At 54.0% G+C, this 21,425-nt stretch carries 22 protein-coding genes, 1 rRNA gene and 1 riboswitch; of the genes, 13 read left to right on the top strand and 10 right to left on the bottom strand.

Annotation, left to right across the window (positions count from 1 at the left end):
• Positions 1-164: 164 nt before the first annotated feature.
• Positions 165-1,706 (bottom strand): 16S ribosomal RNA (locus C2U43_RS24265).
• 624 nt (positions 1,707-2,330) lie between these two features.
• Here C2U43_RS24265 and purH point away from each other — a divergent pair.
• Both purH and purD read left to right on the top strand, forming a co-directional pair.
• Positions 2,331-3,920: a bifunctional phosphoribosylaminoimidazolecarboxamide formyltransferase/IMP cyclohydrolase gene (purH, locus tag C2U43_RS24280; protein ID WP_103015398.1), complete on the top strand. Its 1,590-nt coding sequence runs from the start codon at positions 2,331-2,333 to the stop codon at positions 3,918-3,920.
• A 15-nt stretch (positions 3,921-3,935) separates the two neighbouring features.
• Positions 3,936-5,225, top strand: coding sequence for a phosphoribosylamine--glycine ligase (purD, locus tag C2U43_RS24285; RefSeq protein WP_048227505.1), 1,290 nt, complete (start codon positions 3,936-3,938; stop codon positions 5,223-5,225).
• On the opposite strand, the gene zraR is transcribed toward purD, so the two are convergent.
• On the bottom strand, positions 5,222-6,547 hold the full coding sequence (zraR, locus tag C2U43_RS24290; protein WP_103285906.1) for a sigma-54-dependent response regulator transcription factor ZraR: 1,326 nt from the start codon (positions 6,545-6,547) through the stop codon (positions 5,222-5,224). The two genes, purD and zraR, sit on opposite strands and share 4 nt — an antisense overlap.
• Before the next feature lie 5 nt (positions 6,548-6,552).
• Entirely contained in the window at positions 6,553-7,938 is a 1,386-nt protein-coding gene (gene zraS, locus C2U43_RS24295) for a two-component system sensor histidine kinase ZraS (protein WP_071446126.1), read from the bottom strand.
• Between the two features lie 57 nt (positions 7,939-7,995).
• Between zraS and C2U43_RS24300 the strand changes: the two genes are divergently transcribed.
• Together C2U43_RS24300 and zraP are read left to right on the top strand one after the other, a co-directional pair.
• A complete protein-coding gene (locus C2U43_RS24300; protein ID WP_008787108.1) occupies positions 7,996-8,205 on the top strand; it encodes a hypothetical protein in 210 nt (69 codons plus the stop codon).
• On the top strand, positions 8,202-8,645 hold the full coding sequence (gene zraP / locus C2U43_RS24305; RefSeq protein WP_032945657.1) for a zinc resistance sensor/chaperone ZraP: 444 nt from the start codon (positions 8,202-8,204) through the stop codon (positions 8,643-8,645). Before C2U43_RS24300 ends, zraP begins: the two co-directional genes overlap by 4 nt.
• Positions 8,646-8,706: 61 nt before the next feature.
• Here zraP and C2U43_RS24310 read toward each other — a convergent pair whose 3' ends face one another.
• From C2U43_RS24310 to nudC, 6 genes are all read right to left on the bottom strand, one after another.
• The gene (locus C2U43_RS24310; RefSeq protein WP_032945667.1) at positions 8,707-9,399 is read right to left on the bottom strand and encodes a DUF1481 domain-containing protein; all 693 of its coding nucleotides are present in this window, start codon (positions 9,397-9,399) and stop codon (positions 8,707-8,709) included.
• Positions 9,400-9,410: 11 nt separating this feature from the next.
• Positions 9,411-9,683, bottom strand: coding sequence for a nucleoid-associated protein HU-alpha (gene hupA / locus C2U43_RS24315; RefSeq protein ID WP_001044509.1), 273 nt, complete (start codon positions 9,681-9,683; stop codon positions 9,411-9,413).
• Positions 9,684-9,869: 186 nt separating this feature from the next.
• Complete coding sequence (locus tag C2U43_RS24320; RefSeq protein WP_003842015.1) at positions 9,870-10,460, bottom strand: YjaG family protein; 591 nt, start codon at positions 10,458-10,460, stop codon at positions 9,870-9,872.
• 33 nt (positions 10,461-10,493) lie between these two features.
• A complete protein-coding gene (nfi, locus tag C2U43_RS24325) occupies positions 10,494-11,174 on the bottom strand; it encodes a deoxyribonuclease V (protein WP_103285907.1) in 681 nt (226 codons plus the stop codon).
• A gap of 9 nt (positions 11,175-11,183) precedes the next feature.
• Positions 11,184-12,248 carry a uroporphyrinogen decarboxylase gene (gene hemE / locus C2U43_RS24330; RefSeq protein ID WP_003826889.1) on the bottom strand — a complete coding sequence of 355 codons (1,065 nt, stop codon included), beginning with the start codon at positions 12,246-12,248 and terminating at the stop codon, positions 11,184-11,186.
• A 50-nt stretch (positions 12,249-12,298) separates the two neighbouring features.
• A complete protein-coding gene (nudC, locus tag C2U43_RS24335; RefSeq protein ID WP_103285908.1) occupies positions 12,299-13,072 on the bottom strand; it encodes an NAD(+) diphosphatase in 774 nt (257 codons plus the stop codon).
• Positions 13,073-13,168: 96 nt separating this feature from the next.
• Here nudC and C2U43_RS24340 point away from each other — a divergent pair, with 96 nt between their 5' ends.
• The 7 genes from C2U43_RS24340 to thiH all read left to right on the top strand — a co-directional run bounded on the left by C2U43_RS24340 (position 13,169) and on the right by thiH (position 19,281).
• Positions 13,169-13,657 carry an Rsd/AlgQ family anti-sigma factor gene (locus C2U43_RS24340; RefSeq protein WP_032945654.1) on the top strand — a complete coding sequence of 163 codons (489 nt, stop codon included), beginning with the start codon at positions 13,169-13,171 and terminating at the stop codon, positions 13,655-13,657.
• Positions 13,658-13,707: 50 nt separating this feature from the next.
• Positions 13,708-13,830, top strand: a riboswitch (TPP riboswitch).
• Positions 13,831-13,913: 83 nt separating this feature from the next.
• Positions 13,914-15,812, top strand: a complete 1,899-nt coding sequence (gene thiC, locus C2U43_RS24345) for a phosphomethylpyrimidine synthase ThiC (RefSeq protein ID WP_103285909.1) — start codon at positions 13,914-13,916, stop codon at positions 15,810-15,812.
• Positions 15,812-16,447, top strand: coding sequence for a thiamine phosphate synthase (gene thiE, locus C2U43_RS24350; protein ID WP_103285910.1), 636 nt, complete (start codon positions 15,812-15,814; stop codon positions 16,445-16,447). Before thiC ends, thiE begins: the two co-directional genes overlap by 1 nt.
• Positions 16,440-17,198 (top strand): HesA/MoeB/ThiF family protein, encoded by a 759-nt coding sequence (locus C2U43_RS24355; protein WP_003826902.1) that lies wholly within the window; start codon positions 16,440-16,442, stop codon positions 17,196-17,198. Before thiE ends, C2U43_RS24355 begins: the two co-directional genes overlap by 8 nt.
• Positions 17,179-17,379, top strand: coding sequence for a sulfur carrier protein ThiS (thiS, locus tag C2U43_RS24360; RefSeq protein WP_016155307.1), 201 nt, complete (start codon positions 17,179-17,181; stop codon positions 17,377-17,379). Before C2U43_RS24355 ends, thiS begins: the two co-directional genes overlap by 20 nt.
• 1 nt (position 17,380) lies before the next feature.
• Complete coding sequence (thiG, locus tag C2U43_RS24365) at positions 17,381-18,151, top strand: thiazole synthase (RefSeq protein WP_103285911.1); 771 nt, start codon at positions 17,381-17,383, stop codon at positions 18,149-18,151.
• Positions 18,148-19,281, top strand: a complete 1,134-nt coding sequence (thiH, locus tag C2U43_RS24370) for a 2-iminoacetate synthase ThiH (RefSeq protein ID WP_103285912.1) — start codon at positions 18,148-18,150, stop codon at positions 19,279-19,281. Before thiG ends, thiH begins: the two co-directional genes overlap by 4 nt.
• A 119-nt stretch (positions 19,282-19,400) precedes the next feature.
• Here thiH and cspG read toward each other — a convergent pair whose 3' ends face one another.
• The gene (gene cspG / locus C2U43_RS24375) at positions 19,401-19,613 is read right to left on the bottom strand and encodes a cold shock protein CspG (protein WP_003033098.1); all 213 of its coding nucleotides are present in this window, start codon (positions 19,611-19,613) and stop codon (positions 19,401-19,403) included.
• A 1,093-nt stretch (positions 19,614-20,706) separates the two neighbouring features.
• Between cspG and C2U43_RS24380 the strand changes: the two genes are divergently transcribed.
• Both C2U43_RS24380 and C2U43_RS24385 read left to right on the top strand, forming a co-directional pair.
• Positions 20,707-21,012 (top strand): PTS sugar transporter subunit IIB, encoded by a 306-nt coding sequence (locus tag C2U43_RS24380; RefSeq protein ID WP_003033102.1) that lies wholly within the window; start codon positions 20,707-20,709, stop codon positions 21,010-21,012.
• 4 nt (positions 21,013-21,016) lie between these two features.
• Positions 21,017-21,334, top strand: a complete 318-nt coding sequence (locus tag C2U43_RS24385; RefSeq protein WP_003033104.1) for a PTS lactose/cellobiose transporter subunit IIA — start codon at positions 21,017-21,019, stop codon at positions 21,332-21,334.
• Positions 21,335-21,425 lie beyond the last annotated feature (91 nt).

Genomic DNA, 21,425 nt, shown 5'->3' on the forward strand with positions numbered 1-21,425 from the left:
TTTCATTTCTTATTACGGAGAAATGAAACAGTGTGTCGTTTCAATTTTCAGCTTGATCCAGATTTTTAAAGAGCAAAACTTCTTAATGCACTCGAAAGTACATTCAGAAGTTCATCATTCATCAGACAATCTGTGTGAGCACTGCAAAGGTCGGTTCTTTAAGGTAAGGAGGTGATCCAACCGCAGGTTCCCCTACGGTTACCTTGTTACGACTTCACCCCAGTCATGAATCACAAAGTGGTAAGCGCCCTCCCGAAGGTTAAGCTACCTACTTCTTTTGCAACCCACTCCCATGGTGTGACGGGCGGTGTGTACAAGGCCCGGGAACGTATTCACCGTGGCATTCTGATCCACGATTACTAGCGATTCCGACTTCATGGAGTCGAGTTGCAGACTCCAATCCGGACTACGACATACTTTATGAGGTCCGCTTGCTCTCGCGAGGTCGCTTCTCTTTGTATATGCCATTGTAGCACGTGTGTAGCCCTACTCGTAAGGGCCATGATGACTTGACGTCATCCCCACCTTCCTCCAGTTTATCACTGGCAGTCTCCTTTGAGTTCCCGGCCTAACCGCTGGCAACAAAGGATAAGGGTTGCGCTCGTTGCGGGACTTAACCCAACATTTCACAACACGAGCTGACGACAGCCATGCAGCACCTGTCTCAGAGTTCCCGAAGGCACCAAAGCATCTCTGCTAAGTTCTCTGGATGTCAAGAGTAGGTAAGGTTCTTCGCGTTGCATCGAATTAAACCACATGCTCCACCGCTTGTGCGGGCCCCCGTCAATTCATTTGAGTTTTAACCTTGCGGCCGTACTCCCCAGGCGGTCGACTTAACGCGTTAGCTCCGGAAGCCACGCCTCAAGGGCACAACCTCCAAGTCGACATCGTTTACGGCGTGGACTACCAGGGTATCTAATCCTGTTTGCTCCCCACGCTTTCGCACCTGAGCGTCAGTCTTTGTCCAGGGGGCCGCCTTCGCCACCGGTATTCCTCCAGATCTCTACGCATTTCACCGCTACACCTGGAATTCTACCCCCCTCTACAAGACTCTAGCCTGCCAGTTTCGGATGCAGTTCCCAGGTTGAGCCCGGGGATTTCACATCCGACTTGACAGACCGCCTGCGTGCGCTTTACGCCCAGTAATTCCGATTAACGCTTGCACCCTCCGTATTACCGCGGCTGCTGGCACGGAGTTAGCCGGTGCTTCTTCTGCGAGTAACGTCAATCGCTGCGGTTATTAACCACAACGCCTTCCTCCTCGCTGAAAGTACTTTACAACCCGAAGGCCTTCTTCATACACGCGGCATGGCTGCATCAGGCTTGCGCCCATTGTGCAATATTCCCCACTGCTGCCTCCCGTAGGAGTCTGGACCGTGTCTCAGTTCCAGTGTGGCTGGTCATCCTCTCAGACCAGCTAGGGATCGTCGCCTAGGTGAGCCGTTACCCCACCTACTAGCTAATCCCATCTGGGCACATCCGATGGCAAGAGGCCCGAAGGTCCCCCTCTTTGGTCTTGCGACGTTATGCGGTATTAGCTACCGTTTCCAGTAGTTATCCCCCTCCATCGGGCAGTTTCCCAGACATTACTCACCCGTCCGCCACTCGTCACCCAAGGAGCAAGCTCCTCTGTGCTACCGTTCGACTTGCATGTGTTAGGCCTGCCGCCAGCGTTCAATCTGAGCCATGATCAAACTCTTCAATTTAAAAGTTTGATGCTCAATGAATTAAACTTCGTAATGAATTACGTGTTCACTCGTTGAGACTTGGTATTCATTTTTCGTCTTGCGACGTTAAGAATCCGTATCTTCGAGTGCCCACACAGATTGTCTGATAAATTGTTAAAGAGCAGTTGCGACGCGCTTTAGCGCTCTGTCGCGAGGTGGCGTATATTACGCTTTCCTCTTTCAGAGTCAACCCTCATTTTCAGGTTTTTCTCTTCAACCGAACCGGCTGTTTGTGTGAAGTGATTCACATCCGCCGTGTCGATGGAGGCGCATTATAGGGAGTTTCCTGCGGCCCGCAACCCTTAAATGACAGAAAAATGACTGACTGCTGCATTCCACAGCGAAACCCCGCTTTATACCCATTTACACACAGAGTTATCCACAAACCACACGATCGTTTCTACGATCCTCTCGTCATATCAGCCTCCTTCAACAGAAAAAGAAGAGGTCAAAATCGAAAATTAAAAATTCGCGAGCGTTGCGCAAACGTTTTCGTTACAATGCCCCCGCAAAACAAGGATGCCCCGTAAGGGGCGTTAGCTGAGTTTTTAGCCAAGAATTCACCTAACGCTCTCTGTAATAGTCAAATCCAGGGGATTTACCATGCAACAACGTCGTCCAGTCCACCGCGCTCTGCTCAGTGTTTCTGACAAGGCCGGTATCATCGAATTCGCTCAGGCACTTTCCGCACGTGGTGTGGAGTTGCTGTCTACAGGTGGCACTGCGCGCCTGTTAGCGGAGAAAGGTCTGCCAGTGACCGAAGTTTCCGATTACACCGGCTTCCCGGAAATGATGGATGGACGCGTGAAGACCCTGCATCCGAAAGTCCACGGCGGCATTCTTGGTCGTCGCGGTCAGGATGACGGAATTATGGAACAGCACGGTATCGCCCCTATCGATATGGTGGTTGTAAACCTGTATCCGTTCGCCGAGACAGTGGCACGCGAAGGCTGCTCGCTGGAAGATGCGGTAGAGAACATTGATATCGGCGGCCCGACCATGGTGCGTTCCGCTGCCAAGAACCATAAAGACGTAGCGATCGTTGTGAAGAGCAGCGACTACGACGCCATTATTAAAGAGATGGATGCCAACGAAGGCTCCCTGACTCTGGAAACCCGCTTTGACCTCGCGATTAAAGCCTTCGAACACACCGCCGCCTACGACAGCATGATTGCCAACTACTTTGGCAGCATGGTTCCGGCTTACCACGGTGAGAGCAAAGAGGCCGCCGGTCGTTTCCCACGTACGCTGAACCTGAACTTCATTAAGAAGCAGGATATGCGCTACGGCGAGAACAGCCACCAGCAGGCTGCCTTCTATATAGAAGAGAATGTTAAAGAAGCATCCGTTGCCACCGCGCAGCAGGTACAGGGCAAAGCGCTTTCCTACAACAACATCGCCGATACCGACGCGGCGCTGGAGTGCGTGAAAGAGTTCAGCGAGCCAGCCTGTGTGATCGTTAAGCACGCTAACCCGTGCGGCGTGGCGGTAAGTACCTCTATTCTCGACGCTTACGACCGCGCCTATAAAACCGACCCGACCTCCGCGTTCGGCGGCATCATCGCTTTCAACCGCGAACTGGATGCCGAAACCGCGCAGGCAATTATCTCCCGTCAGTTCGTGGAAGTGATCATCGCTCCGTCCGCAACCGAAGACGCACTGAAAATCACCGCCGCCAAACAGAACGTTCGCGTTCTGACCTGCGGTCAGTGGGCACAACGTGTACCGGGCCTGGACTTCAAACGCGTTAACGGCGGTTTGCTGGTTCAGGACAGGGATCTGGGGATGGTGAGCGAAGGCGAACTGCGCGTGGTGTCCAAACGTCAGCCGACCGAGCAAGAGCTGCGCGATGCACTGTTCTGCTGGAAAGTCGCCAAGTTCGTGAAATCCAACGCCATTGTTTATGCCAAAGAGAACATGACTATCGGCATAGGCGCAGGCCAGATGAGCCGCGTGTACTCCGCAAAAATCGCCGGGATTAAAGCGGCTGACGAAGGTCTGGAAGTGAAAGGCTCTGCAATGGCCTCTGACGCCTTCTTCCCGTTCCGCGATGGTATTGATGCTGCCGCCGCCGTTGGCGTGAGCTGCGTTATCCAGCCCGGTGGTTCTATCCGTGATGACGAAGTCATTGCCGCTGCCGATGAACACGGTATCGCGATGATCTTTACCGACATGCGCCACTTCCGCCATTAATCCACGGAGCAGACGATGAAAGTATTAGTGATTGGCAACGGCGGGCGCGAGCACGCCCTGGCCTGGAAAGCCGCACAGTCCCCGCTGGTTGATACCGTTTTTGTCGCACCGGGTAACGCCGGTACCGCACTGGAGCCCGCGTTGCAGAACGTGGCTATCGGCGTCACCGATATTCCAGCTCTACTGAGCTTTGCCCAGAACGAGAAAATTGACCTGACCATCGTCGGCCCGGAAGCGCCGCTGGTGATTGGCGTGGTCGATGCGTTCCGCGCCGCTGGCCTGAAGATCTTCGGGCCAACCGAAGGCGCTGCACAGCTGGAAGGCTCCAAAGCCTTCACCAAAGATTTCCTCGCCCGTCACCAGATCCCGACGGCGGAATATCAGAACTTCACTGAGATTGAGCCAGCGTTGGCCTATCTGCGTGAGAAAGGCGCGCCGATCGTCATCAAAGCTGACGGCCTGGCCGCCGGTAAAGGCGTTATCGTGGCGATGACGCTGGAGGAAGCAGAAGCCGCCGTTCATGACATGCTGGCAGGTAACGCTTTTGGCGATGCGGGCCACCGTATCGTTATCGAAGAGTTCCTCGACGGCGAAGAAGCGAGCTTTATCGTAATGGTCGACGGCGAGCACGTGCTGCCGATGGCCACCAGCCAGGACCACAAACGCGTAGGCAACGGCGACACTGGCCCGAACACCGGCGGTATGGGTGCTTACTCACCAGCGCCGGTGGTAACTGATGAAGTGCATCAGCGCACCATGGAACGCATTATTTGGCCAACCGTAAAAGGTATGGCGGCGGAAGGGAATACCTACACCGGTTTCCTGTACGCGGGTCTGATGATCGACAAACAGGGCAATCCGAAGGTTATCGAGTTCAACTGCCGCTTCGGCGACCCGGAAACCCAGCCGATCATGCTACGCATGAAATCGGACCTGGTGGAGCTTTGCCTGGCCGCTTGCGACGGCAAGCTGGATGAGAAAACCTCCGAGTGGGACGAACGCGCCTCGCTGGGTGTCGTCATTGCTGCCGGAGGTTATCCAGGTAACTACAACACCGGAGATGAAATCCACGGTCTGCCGCTGGAAGAAGTAGAAGACGGAAAAGTGTTCCATGCAGGCACTAAACTCGCCGAAGACGATCGTGTGTTGACCAGCGGTGGTCGCGTGCTGTGCGCCACCGCCCTGGGTCATACCGTGGCTGAAGCGCAGAAACGCGCTTACGCCCTGATGACCGACATCCGCTGGGATGGCAGCTTCAGCCGTAACGACATCGGCTGGCGCGCCATTGAACGCGAGCAACGCTAACGCGAAATTTTCGCCAGCAGCGTTTTACGCGTAATGCCTAACTGACGGGCGGCTTCCGTTTTATTGCCGCCCGTTTTTTCCAGCGCCGCCAGAATCACCTCTTTTTCGACATCCACCAGCGGTTGGATCACGCCACTGAATTCCGTTTTTATCGGCGTCGCGGCAATCGCCATCGGCAGCTCGCGTTCGGAAATATATTCCCCCGTCAGCAGCACCACCGAGCGCTCAATCGCATTTTCCAGCTCACGAATATTGCCCGGCCAGTCGTAGTGGATCAGCAGATCCATCGCCTGCGGAGTAAAGCCTTTCACCGCTTTGCGGTTGCGCGCGGCAAAACGCTGGAGAAAATGTTCGGCTAACAGCGGAATATCTTCCCGGCGCTGGCACAGCGCTGGCATTTCAATGGTGACGACGTTCAGGCGATAGTAGAGATCCTGACGAAAGCGCCCGGCACTGACTTCCTCTGCTAGATCGCGATGCGTAGCGGCGATCAGCCGGACATCAACCGCAATAGTCTGATTGCTACCAACGCGCTGCACCTCTCGCTCCTGGATAGCCCGCAGCAGACGCACCTGCATCAGCGGTGAAATATCACCGATTTCATCAAGAAATAACGTGCCGCCATCGGCTTCCACAAAGCGACCTTCCCGCCGTTTATCCGCCCCGGTAAACGCCCCTTTCTCGTGACCAAAAAGTTCGGACTCCAGCAGCGATTCATTAAGCGCCGCGCAGTTGAGCGTCACCAGCGGTTTATCGCGACGGGCGCTGCTGGCATGTAGCGCCCGGGCCACCAGCTCTTTCCCCGTGCCGGAGTCTCCGTGAATAAGCACCGTCGCATCCGAAGGAGCAACCATCGCAATTTCGTTGAGCAACTGCTGCATCGCCGGACTGCTGCCAATCATGCCAAACTGCGCAGCCGACGCCGATGGCAGTTCAGCGCCCGTTTCCCGCGTATGCGCCAGCGCCTTTTCCAGCGTCTCCTGCAGACGGTCAAAATCCAGCGGCTTGATTAAGTAGTCCAGCGCCCCGGTTTTAAGCGCTTCAACGGCAGTCTCCACGCTGGAGAACGCCGTCATGATCAAGACTGGAATCGCCGGATTCAGCGCTTTAATCTCTTTCAGCGTTGCGATGCCGTCCATCTCCGCCATGCGTACATCACACAGCACTAAATCAAATACGCGTTCGCGCACCTGTTCCAGCGCCGCTCGCCCGCTATAGGCCAGCGCGACCTCATAACCCCAGCCGCGCAGCAGCGCCTGTAAAATGGTGCAGTGGCTGATATCGTCATCTACCACCAGAATATTGATTTTTCCGCGCGTCATCCTTGTTAATCCTGTTGTTTCGCTTTGGTCGGCAGCCAAAGGGTAAAGGTCGCGCCTTTGCCCTCAACGCTTGCCACCTGAATGGTGCCACCGTGCTGTTCGATAATGTTCTGCACTACCGCCAGCCCGAGGCCTGTTCCGTCAGCTTTGGTCGTAAAGTAAGGCGTAAAAATGGCCTCCAGCTGTTCCGCCGCAATCCCCTTCCCAGAATCGGTAACCACAATTTTAACGCGTTCACCGCTGCTTTCATTCGCTTCAACCGTAATCGTGCCCTGACGACCAATCGCATGAATGGCGTTCAGATACAGATTCAACAAAACCTGAGTCAGTCGGTCAGGATCGGCCTGGATAGCGGGCAGCGTAGAATTGGCCGAAAAGCGGAGCTGGATTTCCCGGCTTGCCGCATCCTGACTCACCAGGTGTAATGAGTGGGTGATAACCTCATTGAGATCCACCTTTTGCAGCGTCAGATGTGCAGGTTTCACCAGCTCCAGCAACTCGCTCACCACCCGATTTAAACGATCCGCCTCTTTCGCCATCACCTGTGCCAGCTCATGCGACTCGCCTCCTGCCGGGGTTCGCTCGGCAAAATACTTCGCTAACCCTTTGATCGATGAAAGCGGGTTACGAATTTCATGTGCCACCCCAGCTGCAAGATGACCGAGTGCTAACAGTTTTTCTTTACGCTTCATCGCATCCTGGAGTTCTTTGTACGAGCGCTGATAGCGCTGATACCAGAAGAACGTCAGCACGGTGGCCAGCAACACAGCCGCCAGCGCAGAGAGGACTATCAGTGTATTACGCCACTCCCTTGCCTGAGTCGCTGTCAAATCGCTGGCATCAAAGGCGATAAATATGGTTTGTGCTGGGGAGATAAGCTGCCCGTCATTGCTGGCACAGCGCGCCATGCCGTGGCGTCCTGGACCATACATCGGCTGAAACTGGCGATAAATTTCCAGTGCTGGCGTTTTTTCACCATCCCTCGCTGGAATTTCAATATTCCGCCAGCTTTCTTGCTCCCCAGGACTAAGCTGTCGCAGGACATCCGATGAATAGAGCGTTTTGCCGACCATCGCGGAATTGCTGTGGGTAATAATGACACCATGCTCATCGACGACAGCAAACCATAGCACGCCAGGCTGTACAGCCATTTCCTCCAGTAGCGTCTGCTGCTGGGCATGATGCATGCGCATCCCCATGCCTACGCGCGTACCAGACTCCAGAGCGCGAATGAGCACGCTGCCTTTTTCCAGTAGCGTTTGCCGCGCGGCACCACTTTCCCGCCCATAGTCCCGAATGGTCATAATCGAAAACCAGCCGACCAAAACCAGGATTGCCGCCAGCAAGAGTCGGCTCAACCACTTTGCCACCGTATCCTTATAAAGACGCATACGCTCTCCCTTCACCCCGCTTGTTCCTTTCATCGTTGCAGGTATACAGCAGAAATCATGCCATTTTTTCCCCCTGATAACCCTGCCCTCAGACACAAACAGCTGAAAGTAACGGGTAAAAATGACTCGCTGACGCGTTCTGGCGAGTCATTTTTACTCGTTTCCCTGCAAAGACGGCGGGTACAACGCCCGCAGGACTGGGATTGCCGCTTTGGCACGGAAGATGCAAAAGGGAATGTAAGTAACCAACAGGAGAACGAACGATGAAACGGAACAACAAACTGGCACTGATTGCACTTTCTCTTATCGCACTTGGCTCCACCCCGGTACTGGCACAGAATCACTGGGGATATGGCGACGGAATGCAGCAACGGGGCGGTACGCCAATGACCGCTGAGCAGCAGGCTGCCGCACAGAAAATCTATGATGATTATTATTCCCAGACCAGCGCGTTGCGCCAACAGCTGACATCCAAACGTTATGAGTACAATGCACTATTAACGGCCAGCTCGCCGGACACGGCAAAAATTAACGCCGTTGCAAAAGAGATGGAAGCGTTGAATCAGTCTCTGGACGAGCAGCGCGTTAAACGTGATGTCGCAATGGCGCAGGCTGGCGTGCCACGTGGCGCGGGAATGGGCTACGGCGGATGCGGCGGTGGCGGTAACCATCGCGGCGGCGGCCATATGGGAATGGGCCACTGGTAAAAGACTTAATGCCTGATGACGCTATACGGATCAGGCCTGCTGATTTCCTGTATTCAGGTTTTCAGAAAGTTTTGGCTGTAGGCTGCCAGTGACAAAAATCTTCATTGGCGACCAGCAGTAGCTGCGACCCTTCGGGCGCTTCCAGCCATGCCACACTCACCTCTACGGATGAATGTCTCTGGCGGCGCTCGATATGGTTTATCGCCCACGACTCCAGGTCTGGCTTCAGCGTTTCACCTTCACAGGTTGTGACCGTGTTATCCGCATGCCAACGTCCCTGACGCAATATCACCCGCCCCTGACGCAGCGCATCGCTGGTCTGGCGAATTTGATCGGCTCGATAGCGGTAAAGCGCGATTTGATCGCTGGAAAGCTGCTGCTTTTGCCCGTCGACTTCACGCTGCATGAAGCTCAGTTCGCCCCGGTCATCGAAGCGTATACGGACATGTTCAGCCGGTTTACTGTAAACGTTGAGTTCTATCAGAGAGAGCGAATCACCCTGCCAGCGGTATTCACTGGTAGTGGTTTCGCCTTTACGCCACGGACTAAATACCGAGAGCAAGTGAACATCGTCACCGGAGTCTTTACGCCAAATGCGTACCGCCCCCTGATCGCCAACATAGCCGCTGGCCGTGAAAGGAGGAAGCTCAGAATGGCTACCGCAGGCAGACAGTAACAGAACACCTGAAAGCCAAAGCGTATGACGCCAGATGGACAAAAGGGGCGAAACCGCCCCTTCGTTAAAACTGTTCACTGCCACGCGAATTACTTAACCGCGTCTTTCAGTGCTTTACCAGAAACAAATGCCGGTACGTTAGCTGCGGCGATTTTGATTTCTTTACCGGTCTGCGGGTTGCGGCCAGTGCGCTCAGCACGGTGGTTCACTTTGAAGGTACCGAAACCAACCAGTTGTACAGCATCGCCTTCTTTCAGAGACTCAGTAATAGCAGCCAGAGTGGATTCCAGAGCAGCTTTAGCCTGTGTTTTAGACAGTTCTGCTTTGTCTGCAATTACATCAATCAGTTGAGTCTTGTTCATAAGTTATCCTTACAATGTGTTTATCGCTTGCTAAGCATCGAGTGCGACGGAAATGCCAGAAAAGCACTCTCCTGCATACACGCACCGATAGCCACTTTTTTTCGCCCCCCAAATGTAGACCAGACCGGGGGCGGATGGGAAGCCTTCAGGCACGACAAATCAGGCGTTAAATCACGTTTTGTGGTGTCATTGCTGAAAATTTATACCAATATTGCTCTCGCCAGCCTCGCGCAGGTCTGCACGCAGCCCTTTTATCAGCTCAATATCGCGTTCTTCACAGTCGGCTAAAAGTCGGAAAATTTCCCACTGAATATCCCATTCTTGCTCAACGGCAGGGTTTTCTTTGAGCTCTTCATCGGTCATTTCACGACCAGCCTGAGTCATTTCCAGCATCGCAACCGTCGTAATCGAAGCCTTACTAACTTCGATTGCATGCTCCAGCGTTTCACCGCTAAGACGCGAATGCATCAGTTCGCTTAATGCCACACAAGCATCAATCGCCGGATAAACACCGTACAGATCGTAATCGTCTGCAGAAGGAATGGCCTCTTCAAATTTTTCCAGCTGGCTGTCGAAATTGATTTTCGCGTCTTTAACCGTCAGCGCTTCCCAAATCAGATCCAGAATTCGGCGGTAAATCTGTCCATCGCCAAATTCAGTTTGCTTGCAGAACATGGCGTAGTTTGGGTACATGCGTTCGCACAGACAAGCCATAAACGTGACGTGCTGCCAGCTTTCCAGCTTCTCCAGACGCAGGTGAATCGGATTTTGTAACATGATAAGTTCTCAAATACGGAAATTAGCCGCAGTTTACCCGATATGGGGCGTTTTTGCTGCAAGCCGAGTAAAAGCCGGGCGTTCGGATGCCACTGCATCTGCCCAGCGTGTGGGTTCCGGCAAACGATAGCCGTTCATACAGCGTTGAACCCACGCCAGTGCGCTGTCCATATTCACGCGGTGGCCCGTGGAAATAAACAACGGGTTACAGCGCGCTTTGCTGCGCCAGACCCATGCCAGTTGTTCGCCTTTATCCAGCAACGGCGCTAGCGCACCAGGTTCAGCAGCGAGCGATTCAAACTTGCCGCACAGCCGCTTTTTCGCCACGCCGATCGTCGGGACATCCACCAGCAGGCCAAAATGGCTGGCCACGCCCAGACGACGCGGGTGAGAAATGCCATGACCGTCAACGAACAGCAGATCTGGCTTGTGCGAGAGCAGTTGCCAGGCGGCCATCAGCGCGGGAGTTTCACGAAAGGAGAGAAAACCGGGAATGTAGGGCATGGTGGTGGCGATACGCGCCACCTTGTATTCGACCAGTTCAAGCGTGGGATACTTCAGTAAGACCATCGCGGCTCGCGTCACTTCGCCACCCTGCTCAAACCCAACGTCCGCCCCGCCGATCAGATCCGGCGGATCGGTCTTCAGACGATCCTCGCGGATCACTGAAGAGGCCAGTTCAAGCTGCTGCGCGCGTAATGACGCGAGATCCATGATGACTCCTTAGCGGTGGTACTGTTCGGACAACCGATGTACCGCCTCCACAAAGACACCCGCATGTTCTGGCGGGACGTCCTGATGAATGCCGTGGCCCAGGTTAAAGACATGCCCTTCACCCTGACCGAATCCGGCCAGAATTGTCGCCACCTCTTCTTCGATGCGGGCTGGCGGCGCATACAGCATGGACGGATCCATATTGCCCTGGAGCGCCACTTTATGACCTACACGACGACGCGCATCGGCAATGTCAGTGGTCCAGTCGAGACCCAACGCATCACAGCCGGTCTCCGCCATCGCTTCCAGCCACTGACCACCGCCTTTGGTAAACAGGGTCACCGGTACGCGACGACCTTCGTTCTCGCGCAGCAGGCCATCAACGATTTTGTGCATGTAGTACAAAGAAAACTGCTGATAGTCGCGACCGGTCAGCACGCCACCCCAGGTGTCGAAAATCATCACCGACTGCGCACCCGCTTTGATCTGCGCGTTCAGGTACAGCGTGACGCTCTTCGCCAGCTTATCAAGCAGCAGATGCAGCGCTTTGGGGTCGGCGTACATCATCTTTTTAATCACGGTGAAGGCTTTGCTGCTGCCGCCTTCAACCATGTAGGTCGCCAGCGTCCACGGGCTACCGGAGAAGCCGATCAGCGGCACTTCGCCTTTCAGTTCACGGCGGATAGTGCGCACCGCGTTCATCACGTACCCCAGCCCATCTTCCGGGTCCGGGATCGGCAGTTTGTCGACATCAGCCTTGCTGGTAATCGGAGAGGTGAAGCGTGGGCCTTCTCCTGCTTCAAAATACAGCCCGAGTCCCATCGCATCCGGGATCGTCAGGATATCCGAGAAGAGGATCGCGGCATCAAGTTTATAGCGACGCAGCGGCTGCAGCGTGACTTCGCAGGCCAGCTCGGCATTTTTGCACAGCGCCATAAAATCGCCCGCTTCGGCACGGGTAGCTTTGTATTCCGGTAGATAGCGGCCTGCCTGGCGCATCATCCATACCGGAGTGACATCAACGGGCTGGCGCAGCAGCGCACGCAGATAACGATCGTTCTTCAGTTCGGTCATTTTTGCAGTTCCTTATTGCGTCAGTCCATCAGTGTATCACCACTCGCTCTTTACTCGTACTCAGCCCGACACATTGCCACAGTGTCTTCAATCAATCGACGCGCGACAGTACCCGGCGGGGGTAAGAGCGGTAAGTCGTCATAGCGATACCAGTTCGCTTCCAGCAGCTCTTTCGGGTCGATGACGATTTCGCCGCTATCATACTCCGCCATAAATGCGGTCATCAAAGACTGCGGGAACGGCCATGGCTGAGAAGTGACATAGCGCAGGTTTTTCACCTTGATGCCGCTTTCTTCCATGACTTCACGCGCCACCGCCTGTTCTAAGGTCTCACCTACTTCGACAAAACCCGCCAGTACGGTATGCACGCCGTTACGATGGCGAACATGTTGGGCAAGCAGGATGGAATCATCTCGGCGAATAGCGACGATTATGCACGGGGCAATTTGCGGGTAATAACGTTCACGGCAGTGGCTACAGAGCATCGCCCACTCCGTTTTACTCGGGTGCATGGGATGGCCGCAGTAGCCGCAGAATTTATGCGAGCGATAGAACTCCGCCAGCTGTACGCCGCGTCCGGCCAGTTGAAACAGGCCAACGTCCTGGTCAATGACCTGGCGCACCGACCCCATATCGTGTCGACGCTGCTGCTGCACCAGCCAGACAGTCTCCCCTTCCCACTCGCCTATTGGCAGCGCGCGCTGACCAATCAGATCAAAACGGACTGCGTCGCCATAAGGTAGCTCGCCATGAGGTAACCATAACTTTTGCTCATGACTGACGATCCACCAGCCGCTATCTAATTTTTCAATTATACGATCCATATCTCTTGCGCAACCTTTGCTTCACAGGCATGTTGTTTACATTATTTTTACATTTACGGGTGAGCAGTTCCTAAACACCATCTTGCGGAGTCAATCATGCTAAACCAGCTGGAAAGCCTGACGGAGCACGTCGGAGGAAGTAATAAACTGGTTGATCGCTGGCTACATGTACGTAAGCACCTGCTCGTGGCTTACTACAATCTGGTTGGCATTAAGCCTGGCAAAGAATCGTACATGCGACTCAATGAAAAGGCGCTGGATGATTTTTGTCAGAGCCTGGTCGATTACCTCTCCACCGGACACTTCAGTATTTATGAACGTATTCTCCATAAATTGGAAGGGAACGGGCAGCTTTTAAAAGCCACAAAAATTTGGCCGCTGCTGGAAGCCAATACGCAGCTGATCATGGACTACTATGACTCCAGCCTGGAAACTGCGATTGATCATGATAACTTCCTTGAATTTCAACAGGTTTTATCGGATCTCGGCGAGGCACTGGAAGCCCGATTCGTGCTGGAAGATAAGCTGATCATGCTGGTATTTGACGCAATGCACGAGAGTAACACTCTCAAACGTCATGCTTGAGATTTGCGGCATTAACGCGTAGTTTACATTCATTACCTCTTTACTGAGGTTACTTCTTGTCGGAGTGCTTATTTTCCACAGCAGCATGAGTGGAAAAGGCTGAGACCGTTAATTCGGGATCCGCGGAACCTGATCAGGTTAAAACCTGCGAAGGGAACAAGAGTCAATCTACAATAGCATCGCCTCCGGGCGAGCTTCTCTCTTGCTTCATCCGTCGTCTGACAAGCCATATCCTTACTTTTATTTGGAATGAGCTATGTCTGCCACTACTAAACCATCACGCCGCGAACAGCGCGCTCAAGCCCAACACTTTATCGATACCCTGGAAGGGACCGCCTTCCCTAACTCAAAACGCATTTATATTACCGGTTCGCAGCCGGATATCCGCATTCCGATGCGCGAAATTCAGCTCAGCCCAACGCTGACTGGCGGCACAAAAGACAACCCGCAGTTCGAAGAGAACGAAGCCGTTCCGGTATACGACACCTCCGGACCGTATGGCGATCCTGACGTGGCGATTAACGTCCAGCAGGGTCTGGCAAAGCTGCGCCAACCGTGGATTGCGGCGCGTAACGATAGCGAAGAATTAGACGACCGGAGTTCCGCTTATACCAAAGAACGTCTGGCCGACGATGGCCTGGACGAGCTGCGTTTCACCGGCCTGCTGACGCCAAAGCGCGCCAAAGCGGGTAAGCGAGTCACCCAACTGCACTACGCCCGCCAGGGAATAGTGACCCCGGAGATGGAGTTCATCGCCATCCGTGAAAACATGGGCCGCGAGCGCATTCGCAGTGAAGTGCTGCGTCACCAGCATCCGGGGATGAACTTTGGTGCACGCCTGCCGGAAAACATCACGCCGGAATTCGTGCGTGATGAAGTGGCCGCGGGCCGAGCGATTATTCCTGCCAACATCAACCACCCGGAATCCGAGCCGATGATTATCGGTCGCAACTTCCAGGTGAAGGTTAACGCCAACATTGGTAACTCTGCCGTCACCTCCTCCATTGAAGAAGAGGTAGAGAAGCTGGTGTGGTCGACGCGCTGGGGCGCTGACACGGTGATGGATCTCTCCACCGGTCGCTATATCCACGAAACCCGCGAGTGGATCCTGCGTAACAGTCCGGTACCGATCGGTACTGTGCCGATCTACCAGGCGCTGGAGAAGGTCAACGGGATCGCCGAAGATCTCACCTGGGAAGCCTTCCGCGACACGCTGCTGGAGCAGGCCGAACAGGGCGTCGACTACTTCACCATTCACGCGGGCGTGCTGCTGCGCTACGTGCCGATGACTGCCAAACGCCTGACCGGTATTGTCTCACGCGGCGGTTCAATTATGGCGAAATGGTGCCTTTCTCATCACAAAGAGAACTTCCTGTACGAACATTTCCGCGAGATTTGCGAAATCTGCGCCGCCTACGACGTCTCTTTGTCGCTGGGTGACGGCCTGCGCCCGGGTTCAATTCAGGATGCAAACGACGAAGCGCAGTTCTCCGAGCTGCATACGCTGGGCGAGCTGACCAAAATCGCCTGGGAATACGACGTGCAGGTGATGATAGAAGGCCCAGGTCATGTGCCCATGCATATGATCCAGCGCAACATGACCGAAGAGCTGGAGCACTGCCATGAAGCACCGTTCTACACTTTAGGACCGTTGACCACCGATATCGCACCGGGCTACGACCACTTTACTTCCGGGATCGGTGCGGCGATGATCGGTTGGTTTGGCTGCGCGATGCTGTGCTACGTCACGCCAAAAGAGCACCTCGGCCTGCCGAACAAAGAAGATGTTAAACAAGGGTTGATTACCTACAAGATTGCCGCCCATGCAGCTGACTTAGCAAAAGGTCATCCGGGCGCGCAGATCCGCGATAACGCCATGTCGAAAGCGCGCTTCGAATTCCGCTGGGAAGACCAGTTTAACCTCGCGCTCGACCCATTCACCGCCCGTGCCTACCACGATGAAACCCTGCCACAGGAATCCGGTAAGGTCGCCCACTTCTGCTCCATGTGCGGGCCGAAGTTCTGCTCGATGAAAATCAGCCAGGAGGTTCGCGACTACGCTGCTGCACAAACGATTGAAGTCGGCATGGCAGATATGTCGGAGAACTTCCGCGCCAAAGGCGGCGAAATCTACCTCAAAAAAGAGGAGGCGTAATGTACCAGCCTGATTTCCCGACCGTGCCGTTTCGCCTCGGGCTTTACCCGGTGGTGGACAGCGTGCAATGGATTGAACGCTTGCTGCAGGCGGGCGTACGCACGATCCAACTGCGCATTAAAGATAAGCGTGATGAAGAGGTCGAAGCCGACGTTATGGCCGCCATTGGACTGGGGCGTTGCTATGACGCCCGTCTGTTTATCAACGACTACTGGCGTCTGGCAATTAAGCACCGCGCTTACGGTGTACATCTGGGCCAGGAAGACCTTGAAACCACCGACCTGAAGGCGATTCAGGCGGCGGGGCTGCGCCTGGGGGTCTCCACTCACGATGATATGGAGATCGACGTCGCGCTCGCCGCTAAGCCTTCTTATATCGCGCTGGGTCATGTTTTTCCCACGCAAACCAAACAGATGCCTTCCGCCCCGCAGGGACTCACGCAACTGGCAAACCATATTGAACGATTAGCGGATTACCCGACCGTCGCCATTGGCGGTATCAGCCTTGAGCGCGCCCCGGCGGTACTGGCGACCGGCGTCGGCAGCATTGCCGTGGTCAGCGCCATTACCCAGGCGGCTGACTGGCAGGTCGCCACGGCCCAACTACTGGATATCGCGGGAGTGGGCGATGAATGACCGCGACTTTATGCGTTACAGCCGACAGATCCTGCTCGGCGATATCGCCATTGAAGGCCAGCAAAAGCTACTCGATAGCCATGTGCTGATTGTCGGTTTAGGCGGGTTAGGTTCGCCTGCCGCGCTGTATCTGGCGGGAGCAGGCATCGGAAAACTGACGCTGGTAGACGATGACGACATTCATCTGAGCAACCTGCAGCGCCAGATCCTGTTTACCACTGATGATATCGCACGTTCAAAATCGCAGGTTGCCCAGCAGCGCCTGACGCGGCTCAACCCGGATATCGAACTGGTATCGCTCCAGCAGCGACTGAAAGGCGATGCGCTTCGGCATGCAGTAGCGCGTGCCGATGTGGTGCTCGACTGTACCGATAACATGGCCACGCGCCAGGAAATTAACGCCGCCTGCGTAACGCTCAACACCCCGCTCGTCACCGCCAGCGCCGTCGGCTTTGGCGGCCAACTGATGGTGCTGACGCCCCCATGGGAACAAGGATGTTACCGCTGCCTGTGGCCGGATGATGTAGAGCCCGAACGCAACTGCCGTACCGCAGGTATCGTCGGACCGGTTGTGGGCGTGATGGGCACCTTGCAGGCGTTGGAAGCGATTAAATTGCTCAGCGGTATTGAGACGCCCAGCGGAGAGCTACGCCTGTTTGACGGTAAAACCAGCCAGTGGCGCAGCTTCGCACTACGACGTGCCAGCGGCTGCCCGGTATGCGGAGGGCAACATGCAGATTCAGTTCAATGATGAGCCGATGCAGTGCGCCGAAGGACAAACCGTCAGTGGGCTGCTCACTGCGCTTAATCAGCTTAAACCGGGCGCGGCGCTGGCGCTCAATCAGCAGATCCTCCCGCGCGAGCAGTGGGAGCAGCAAATCGTGCAGGAAGGCGACCAGATCCTGCTTTTTCAGGTTATTGCAGGGGGTTGATATGTTACGTATTGCCGACAAAACGTTTGATTCGCATCTGTTCACCGGCACCGGAAAGTTTGCTTCATCGCAGCTGATGGTCGAGGCGATTCGCGCCTCCGGCAGCCAACTGGTAACGCTGGCCATGAAGCGCGTGGATTTGCGTCAGCACAACGATGCCATTCTGGCGCCGCTGGTAGAAGCTGGTGTGACGCTGTTGCCCAACACTTCGGGGGCAAAAACCGCTGAAGAGGCGATTTTTGCTGCCCAGTTAGCGCGTGAAGCGCTGGGCACAAACTGGCTGAAATTAGAAATCCATCCGGACGCCCGCTGGCTGTTACCCGATCCAATCGAAACATTGAAAGCCGCAGAAGTACTGGTGAAAAAGGGCTACGTGGTACTGCCTTACTGTGGCGCAGATCCGGTGCTGTGCAAACGGCTGGAAGAAGTAGGCTGTTCTGCAGTCATGCCGCTCGGCGCGCCCATCGGTTCTAATCAGGGGCTGGAAACCAAAGCGATGCTGGAGATTATTATCCAACAGGCGACCGTGCCGGTGGTGGTTGATGCAGGCATCGGCGTCCCCAGCCACGCCACGCAGGCGCTGGAAATGGGTGCCGACGCGGTGTTGGTCAATACGGCAATCGCGGTAGCCGACAGCCCGGTGATGATGGCAACCGCCTTCCGCCTGGCCGTTGAAGCTGGCTTGCTGGCACGCCAGGCGGTACCAGGAAGCAAAAGTTCGCAGGCAAGTCCCACCAGCCCGTTAACCGGATTCCTGGAGGCCTTCGCATGAAAACGTTCAGCGACCGCTGGCGGCAGCTGGACTGGGATGACATCCGCCTGCGCATCAACGGTAAAACCGCCGCTGACGTAGAGCGCGCCCTCAACGCTTCGCATCTTAGTCGCGACGATCTGATGGCATTGCTCTCTCCTGCCGCCGCCGATTATCTGGAGCCGCTGGCGCAGCGGGCGCAGAAGCTCACCCGTCAGCGTTTTGGTAACACGGTGAGCTTTTACGTGCCGTTGTATCTCTCCAACCTTTGCGCCAACGACTGCACCTACTGCGGTTTTTCGATGAGCAACCGTATCAAACGCAAAACGCTGGACGAAGATGAGATAACACGGGAGTGTGCGGCTATCCGTGAGCTGGGTTTTGAGCATCTGCTGCTGGTCACCGGTGAACATCAGGCAAAAGTGGGGATGGATTACTTTCGTCGCCATTTGCCTGCCATTCGCCGCCAGTTCGCCTCTTTACAGATGGAGGTACAGCCGTTGTCAGAGGCTGAATATGCAGAGCTGAAGACGCTGGGGCTGGATGGCGTAATGGTGTATCAGGAGAGTTATCGTGAGGCAACTTACGCTCGTCACCATTTAAAAGGGAAAAAGCAGGATTTCTTCTGGCGCCTGGAAACGCCGGACAGGCTGGGCCGCGCAGGGATCGACAAAATCGGTCTTGGCGCGTTGATTGGTTTGTCCGACAGCTGGCGGGTTGATTGCTATATGGTGGCTGAACATCTGCTATGGATGCAGCAGCATTACTGGCAGAGCCGTTACTCTATCTCCTTCCCTCGCCTGCGCCCATGCACCGGAGGCGTTGAGCCTGCATCGATCATGGATGAGCGACAGTTGGTCCAGACCATTTGCGCGTTTCGTTTACTGGCGCCAGAAATTGAGCTGTCGCTCTCCACCCGCGAATCGCCATGGTTTCGTGACCATGTGATCCCGTTGGCGATCAACAACGTCAGCGCCTTCTCAAAAACCCAGCCCGGTGGTTATGCCGATAACCACCCCGAACTGGAACAGTTCTCCCCGCACGACGATCGTCGCCCAGAAGCCGTTGCTGAAGCACTCATGGCCCAGGGTTTACAGCCCGTGTGGAAAGACTGGGACAGCTATCTGGGGCGCGCTTCACAGGTACCGTAGGTCAGGAGCAATCGCATAAACAAAAAAACCCGCTTTCGCGGGTTTTTTCTTCACTGGCACTTAACTGCTCGGGCTCTGGCCTTCATCGCTATCGTAAGCGCTCGTGAAATTATCGGCGATTACAGCGCGACAACGTTAACAGCAGACGGGCCTTTAGCGCCATTCTCCACGGAGAACTCCACCTTTTGACCTTCGTCTAACGTTTTAAAATCGTTACTCTGGATAGCGGAGAAATGCACAAACACATCCTTGCTACCGTCCTGAGGAGTGATAAAGCCGAAGCCTTTATCAGAGTTAAACCATTTTACTAAACCAGTCATTTTGTTAGACATAGATACTTCCTTTCATGTTTTTGAGCCGCTTATGCAGCGAAGATGGCCTGTTTTGCAGAAATTAACTTATGGGGCACTTAGGGAGGAGGCTCATGAAGAAGAGTATCTGAGGATAACGCTTGAACTGAGAACTGCTTTACTAAAACTGCTTGCATAAGGTCTGTGTTCCAAACCGATGCCGCTATAGTAGACCTACTTCTAATCATTAAGCAAGCATTAATTTTTTTAATACCCACTGAGTGATGCAATGTTGAACCATCGCGGCTAAGCATCCTGGATAACAGCTTGATCTACAATGAACAAAAGCCCCGACTATTGCAGTCAGGGCTTTACGTTACTACACACTTCAAATTTAACATTAATAAACTTAACGATTTAATACTGCTGATGGTACTACTTTAAAATGTACACGTTTACTACAGATAATATTGGATATTGATACTAACTAAAGCTTTCCTCTATTTACCGTTAAACACATTCCACCCGCTTGATAATAGAACTCAAGACTGGTGACCTAAACAAGTACACTTCCCCTCGCGACATATACTCTTTGATGCGTTGCCTTATTTCCCTTGTGATAACCAGAAAAGCAGAAACCACAAACATTTACTATAAAATCATGGTGTTACATCGTCGCGCTTTACTGACTTTTTGCGATTAGATATATCAACTACGTGGCCTGAAAGCATTGTCGAAGTGAAAAAATAGCGTTTTCAGCATCGACTATCCCATACAAAAAATACTTCGTGGCCTTTATCGCAAACCCCAATCAAGCTCTACTAACACTTACTACGTTAACAGCAAACTACAATTTCTCCGCTGTTAAGTATTAACATACGGGTTTAAAAAACGCTGTCAATACTGTTTTTTATAACATGTATTTATTGACAGTAATTATATATTCCAGCATGTGATAAGCGAGTCAAAAAGCCGCTGGCCCTGGTCCAGATCGCAGGGTTCTGCCTCTTTTTGTAACCGGTTTCAGAAAAAGCGGCTTTCTTTGTGATGCCTTGCACACAATCGTTGCAAAGCAGTTGTTGCTATAGCTGGCTCGCGATAATTATCAACTCACACATGTTGATCGAGACTGCTTATGAAAAACATCGTTTTATGCTGTGCCGCCGGAATGTCCACCAGCATGCTGGTGCAAAGGATGAAAGATGCCGCCCAGAAAAAAGGCGTCGACGTCACTATCAAAGCCGTCCCGGTGGCCGAGTTTGAAGAGAATATCGCTACAGCGGATATCGTTTTGCTCGGTCCACAGGTTAAGTATGAACAGGCCAAGCTACAGGCGATCGCCGACCCACTAGGCAAAAAGGTCGCCGTTATCGACATGATGGATTACGGCATGATGAAAGGCGATGCGGTACTGGATAAGGCGCTGAAACTACTGGAGTGATGGGATGGAAGAGTTAGAAACGATCATCATGGAGTTATTGGTAAATGCTGGCGCTGCACGCAGCCAGGCCCTGACGGCATTGCAACTGGCGCGTAAAGGTGATTTCTCCGGTGCAGAACAAGCGATGACGGAATCACGCGAGTACGTCAAACAAGCGCATAAAATCCAGACCCAGCTGATCGGTATTGATGAAGGAACTGGCAAACTACCGGTTAATCTCATCACCGTCCATTCGCAGGACCACCTGATGAATGCCATGGTGATTCAGGATCTGGCCGGCGATATGATTGAGCTTTATCGGCGGTTACCGCCGGTAAATTAATGACACTGCCGGATGGCTTTGTAGACCTGATAAACGCCATCAGAAATAACATAGACATAAAAAAACCCGCCGAAGCGGGTTTTTTATTATG

The organism is Citrobacter freundii complex sp. CFNIH9 (assembly GCF_002903305.1).
Classification (GTDB): domain Bacteria; phylum Pseudomonadota; class Gammaproteobacteria; order Enterobacterales; family Enterobacteriaceae; genus Citrobacter; species Citrobacter portucalensis.

Excerpts from the sequence above, each read along its gene's own strand:
- purH (WP_103015398.1), top strand. The coding sequence starts at position 2,331 with ATGCAACAACGTCGTCCAGTCCACCGCGCTCTGCTCAGTGTTTCTGAC.
- purD (WP_048227505.1), top strand. The coding sequence starts at position 3,936 with ATGAAAGTATTAGTGATTGGCAACGGCGGGCGCGAGCACGCCCTGGCC.
- zraR (WP_103285906.1), bottom strand. The coding sequence starts at position 6,547 with ATGACGCGCGGAAAAATCAATATTCTGGTGGTAGATGACGATATCAGC.
- zraS (WP_071446126.1), bottom strand. The coding sequence starts at position 7,938 with ATGCGTCTTTATAAGGATACGGTGGCAAAGTGGTTGAGCCGACTCTTG.
- C2U43_RS24300 (WP_008787108.1), top strand. The coding sequence starts at position 7,996 with ATGCCATTTTTTCCCCCTGATAACCCTGCCCTCAGACACAAACAGCTG.
- zraP (WP_032945657.1), top strand. The coding sequence starts at position 8,202 with ATGAAACGGAACAACAAACTGGCACTGATTGCACTTTCTCTTATCGCA.
- hupA (WP_001044509.1), bottom strand. The coding sequence starts at position 9,683 with ATGAACAAGACTCAACTGATTGATGTAATTGCAGACAAAGCAGAACTG.
- C2U43_RS24320 (WP_003842015.1), bottom strand. The coding sequence starts at position 10,460 with ATGTTACAAAATCCGATTCACCTGCGTCTGGAGAAGCTGGAAAGCTGG.
- nfi (WP_103285907.1), bottom strand. The coding sequence starts at position 11,174 with ATGGATCTCGCGTCATTACGCGCGCAGCAGCTTGAACTGGCCTCTTCA.
- hemE (WP_003826889.1), bottom strand. The coding sequence starts at position 12,248 with ATGACCGAACTGAAGAACGATCGTTATCTGCGTGCGCTGCTGCGCCAG.
- nudC (WP_103285908.1), bottom strand. The coding sequence starts at position 13,072 with ATGGATCGTATAATTGAAAAATTAGATAGCGGCTGGTGGATCGTCAGT.
- C2U43_RS24340 (WP_032945654.1), top strand. The coding sequence starts at position 13,169 with ATGCTAAACCAGCTGGAAAGCCTGACGGAGCACGTCGGAGGAAGTAAT.
- thiC (WP_103285909.1), top strand. The coding sequence starts at position 13,914 with ATGTCTGCCACTACTAAACCATCACGCCGCGAACAGCGCGCTCAAGCC.
- thiE (WP_103285910.1), top strand. The coding sequence starts at position 15,812 with ATGTACCAGCCTGATTTCCCGACCGTGCCGTTTCGCCTCGGGCTTTAC.
- C2U43_RS24355 (WP_003826902.1), top strand. The coding sequence starts at position 16,440 with ATGAATGACCGCGACTTTATGCGTTACAGCCGACAGATCCTGCTCGGC.
- thiS (WP_016155307.1), top strand. The coding sequence starts at position 17,179 with ATGCAGATTCAGTTCAATGATGAGCCGATGCAGTGCGCCGAAGGACAA.
- thiG (WP_103285911.1), top strand. The coding sequence starts at position 17,381 with ATGTTACGTATTGCCGACAAAACGTTTGATTCGCATCTGTTCACCGGC.
- thiH (WP_103285912.1), top strand. The coding sequence starts at position 18,148 with ATGAAAACGTTCAGCGACCGCTGGCGGCAGCTGGACTGGGATGACATC.
- cspG (WP_003033098.1), bottom strand. The coding sequence starts at position 19,613 with ATGTCTAACAAAATGACTGGTTTAGTAAAATGGTTTAACTCTGATAAA.
- C2U43_RS24380 (WP_003033102.1), top strand. The coding sequence starts at position 20,707 with ATGAAAAACATCGTTTTATGCTGTGCCGCCGGAATGTCCACCAGCATG.
- C2U43_RS24385 (WP_003033104.1), top strand. The coding sequence starts at position 21,017 with ATGGAAGAGTTAGAAACGATCATCATGGAGTTATTGGTAAATGCTGGC.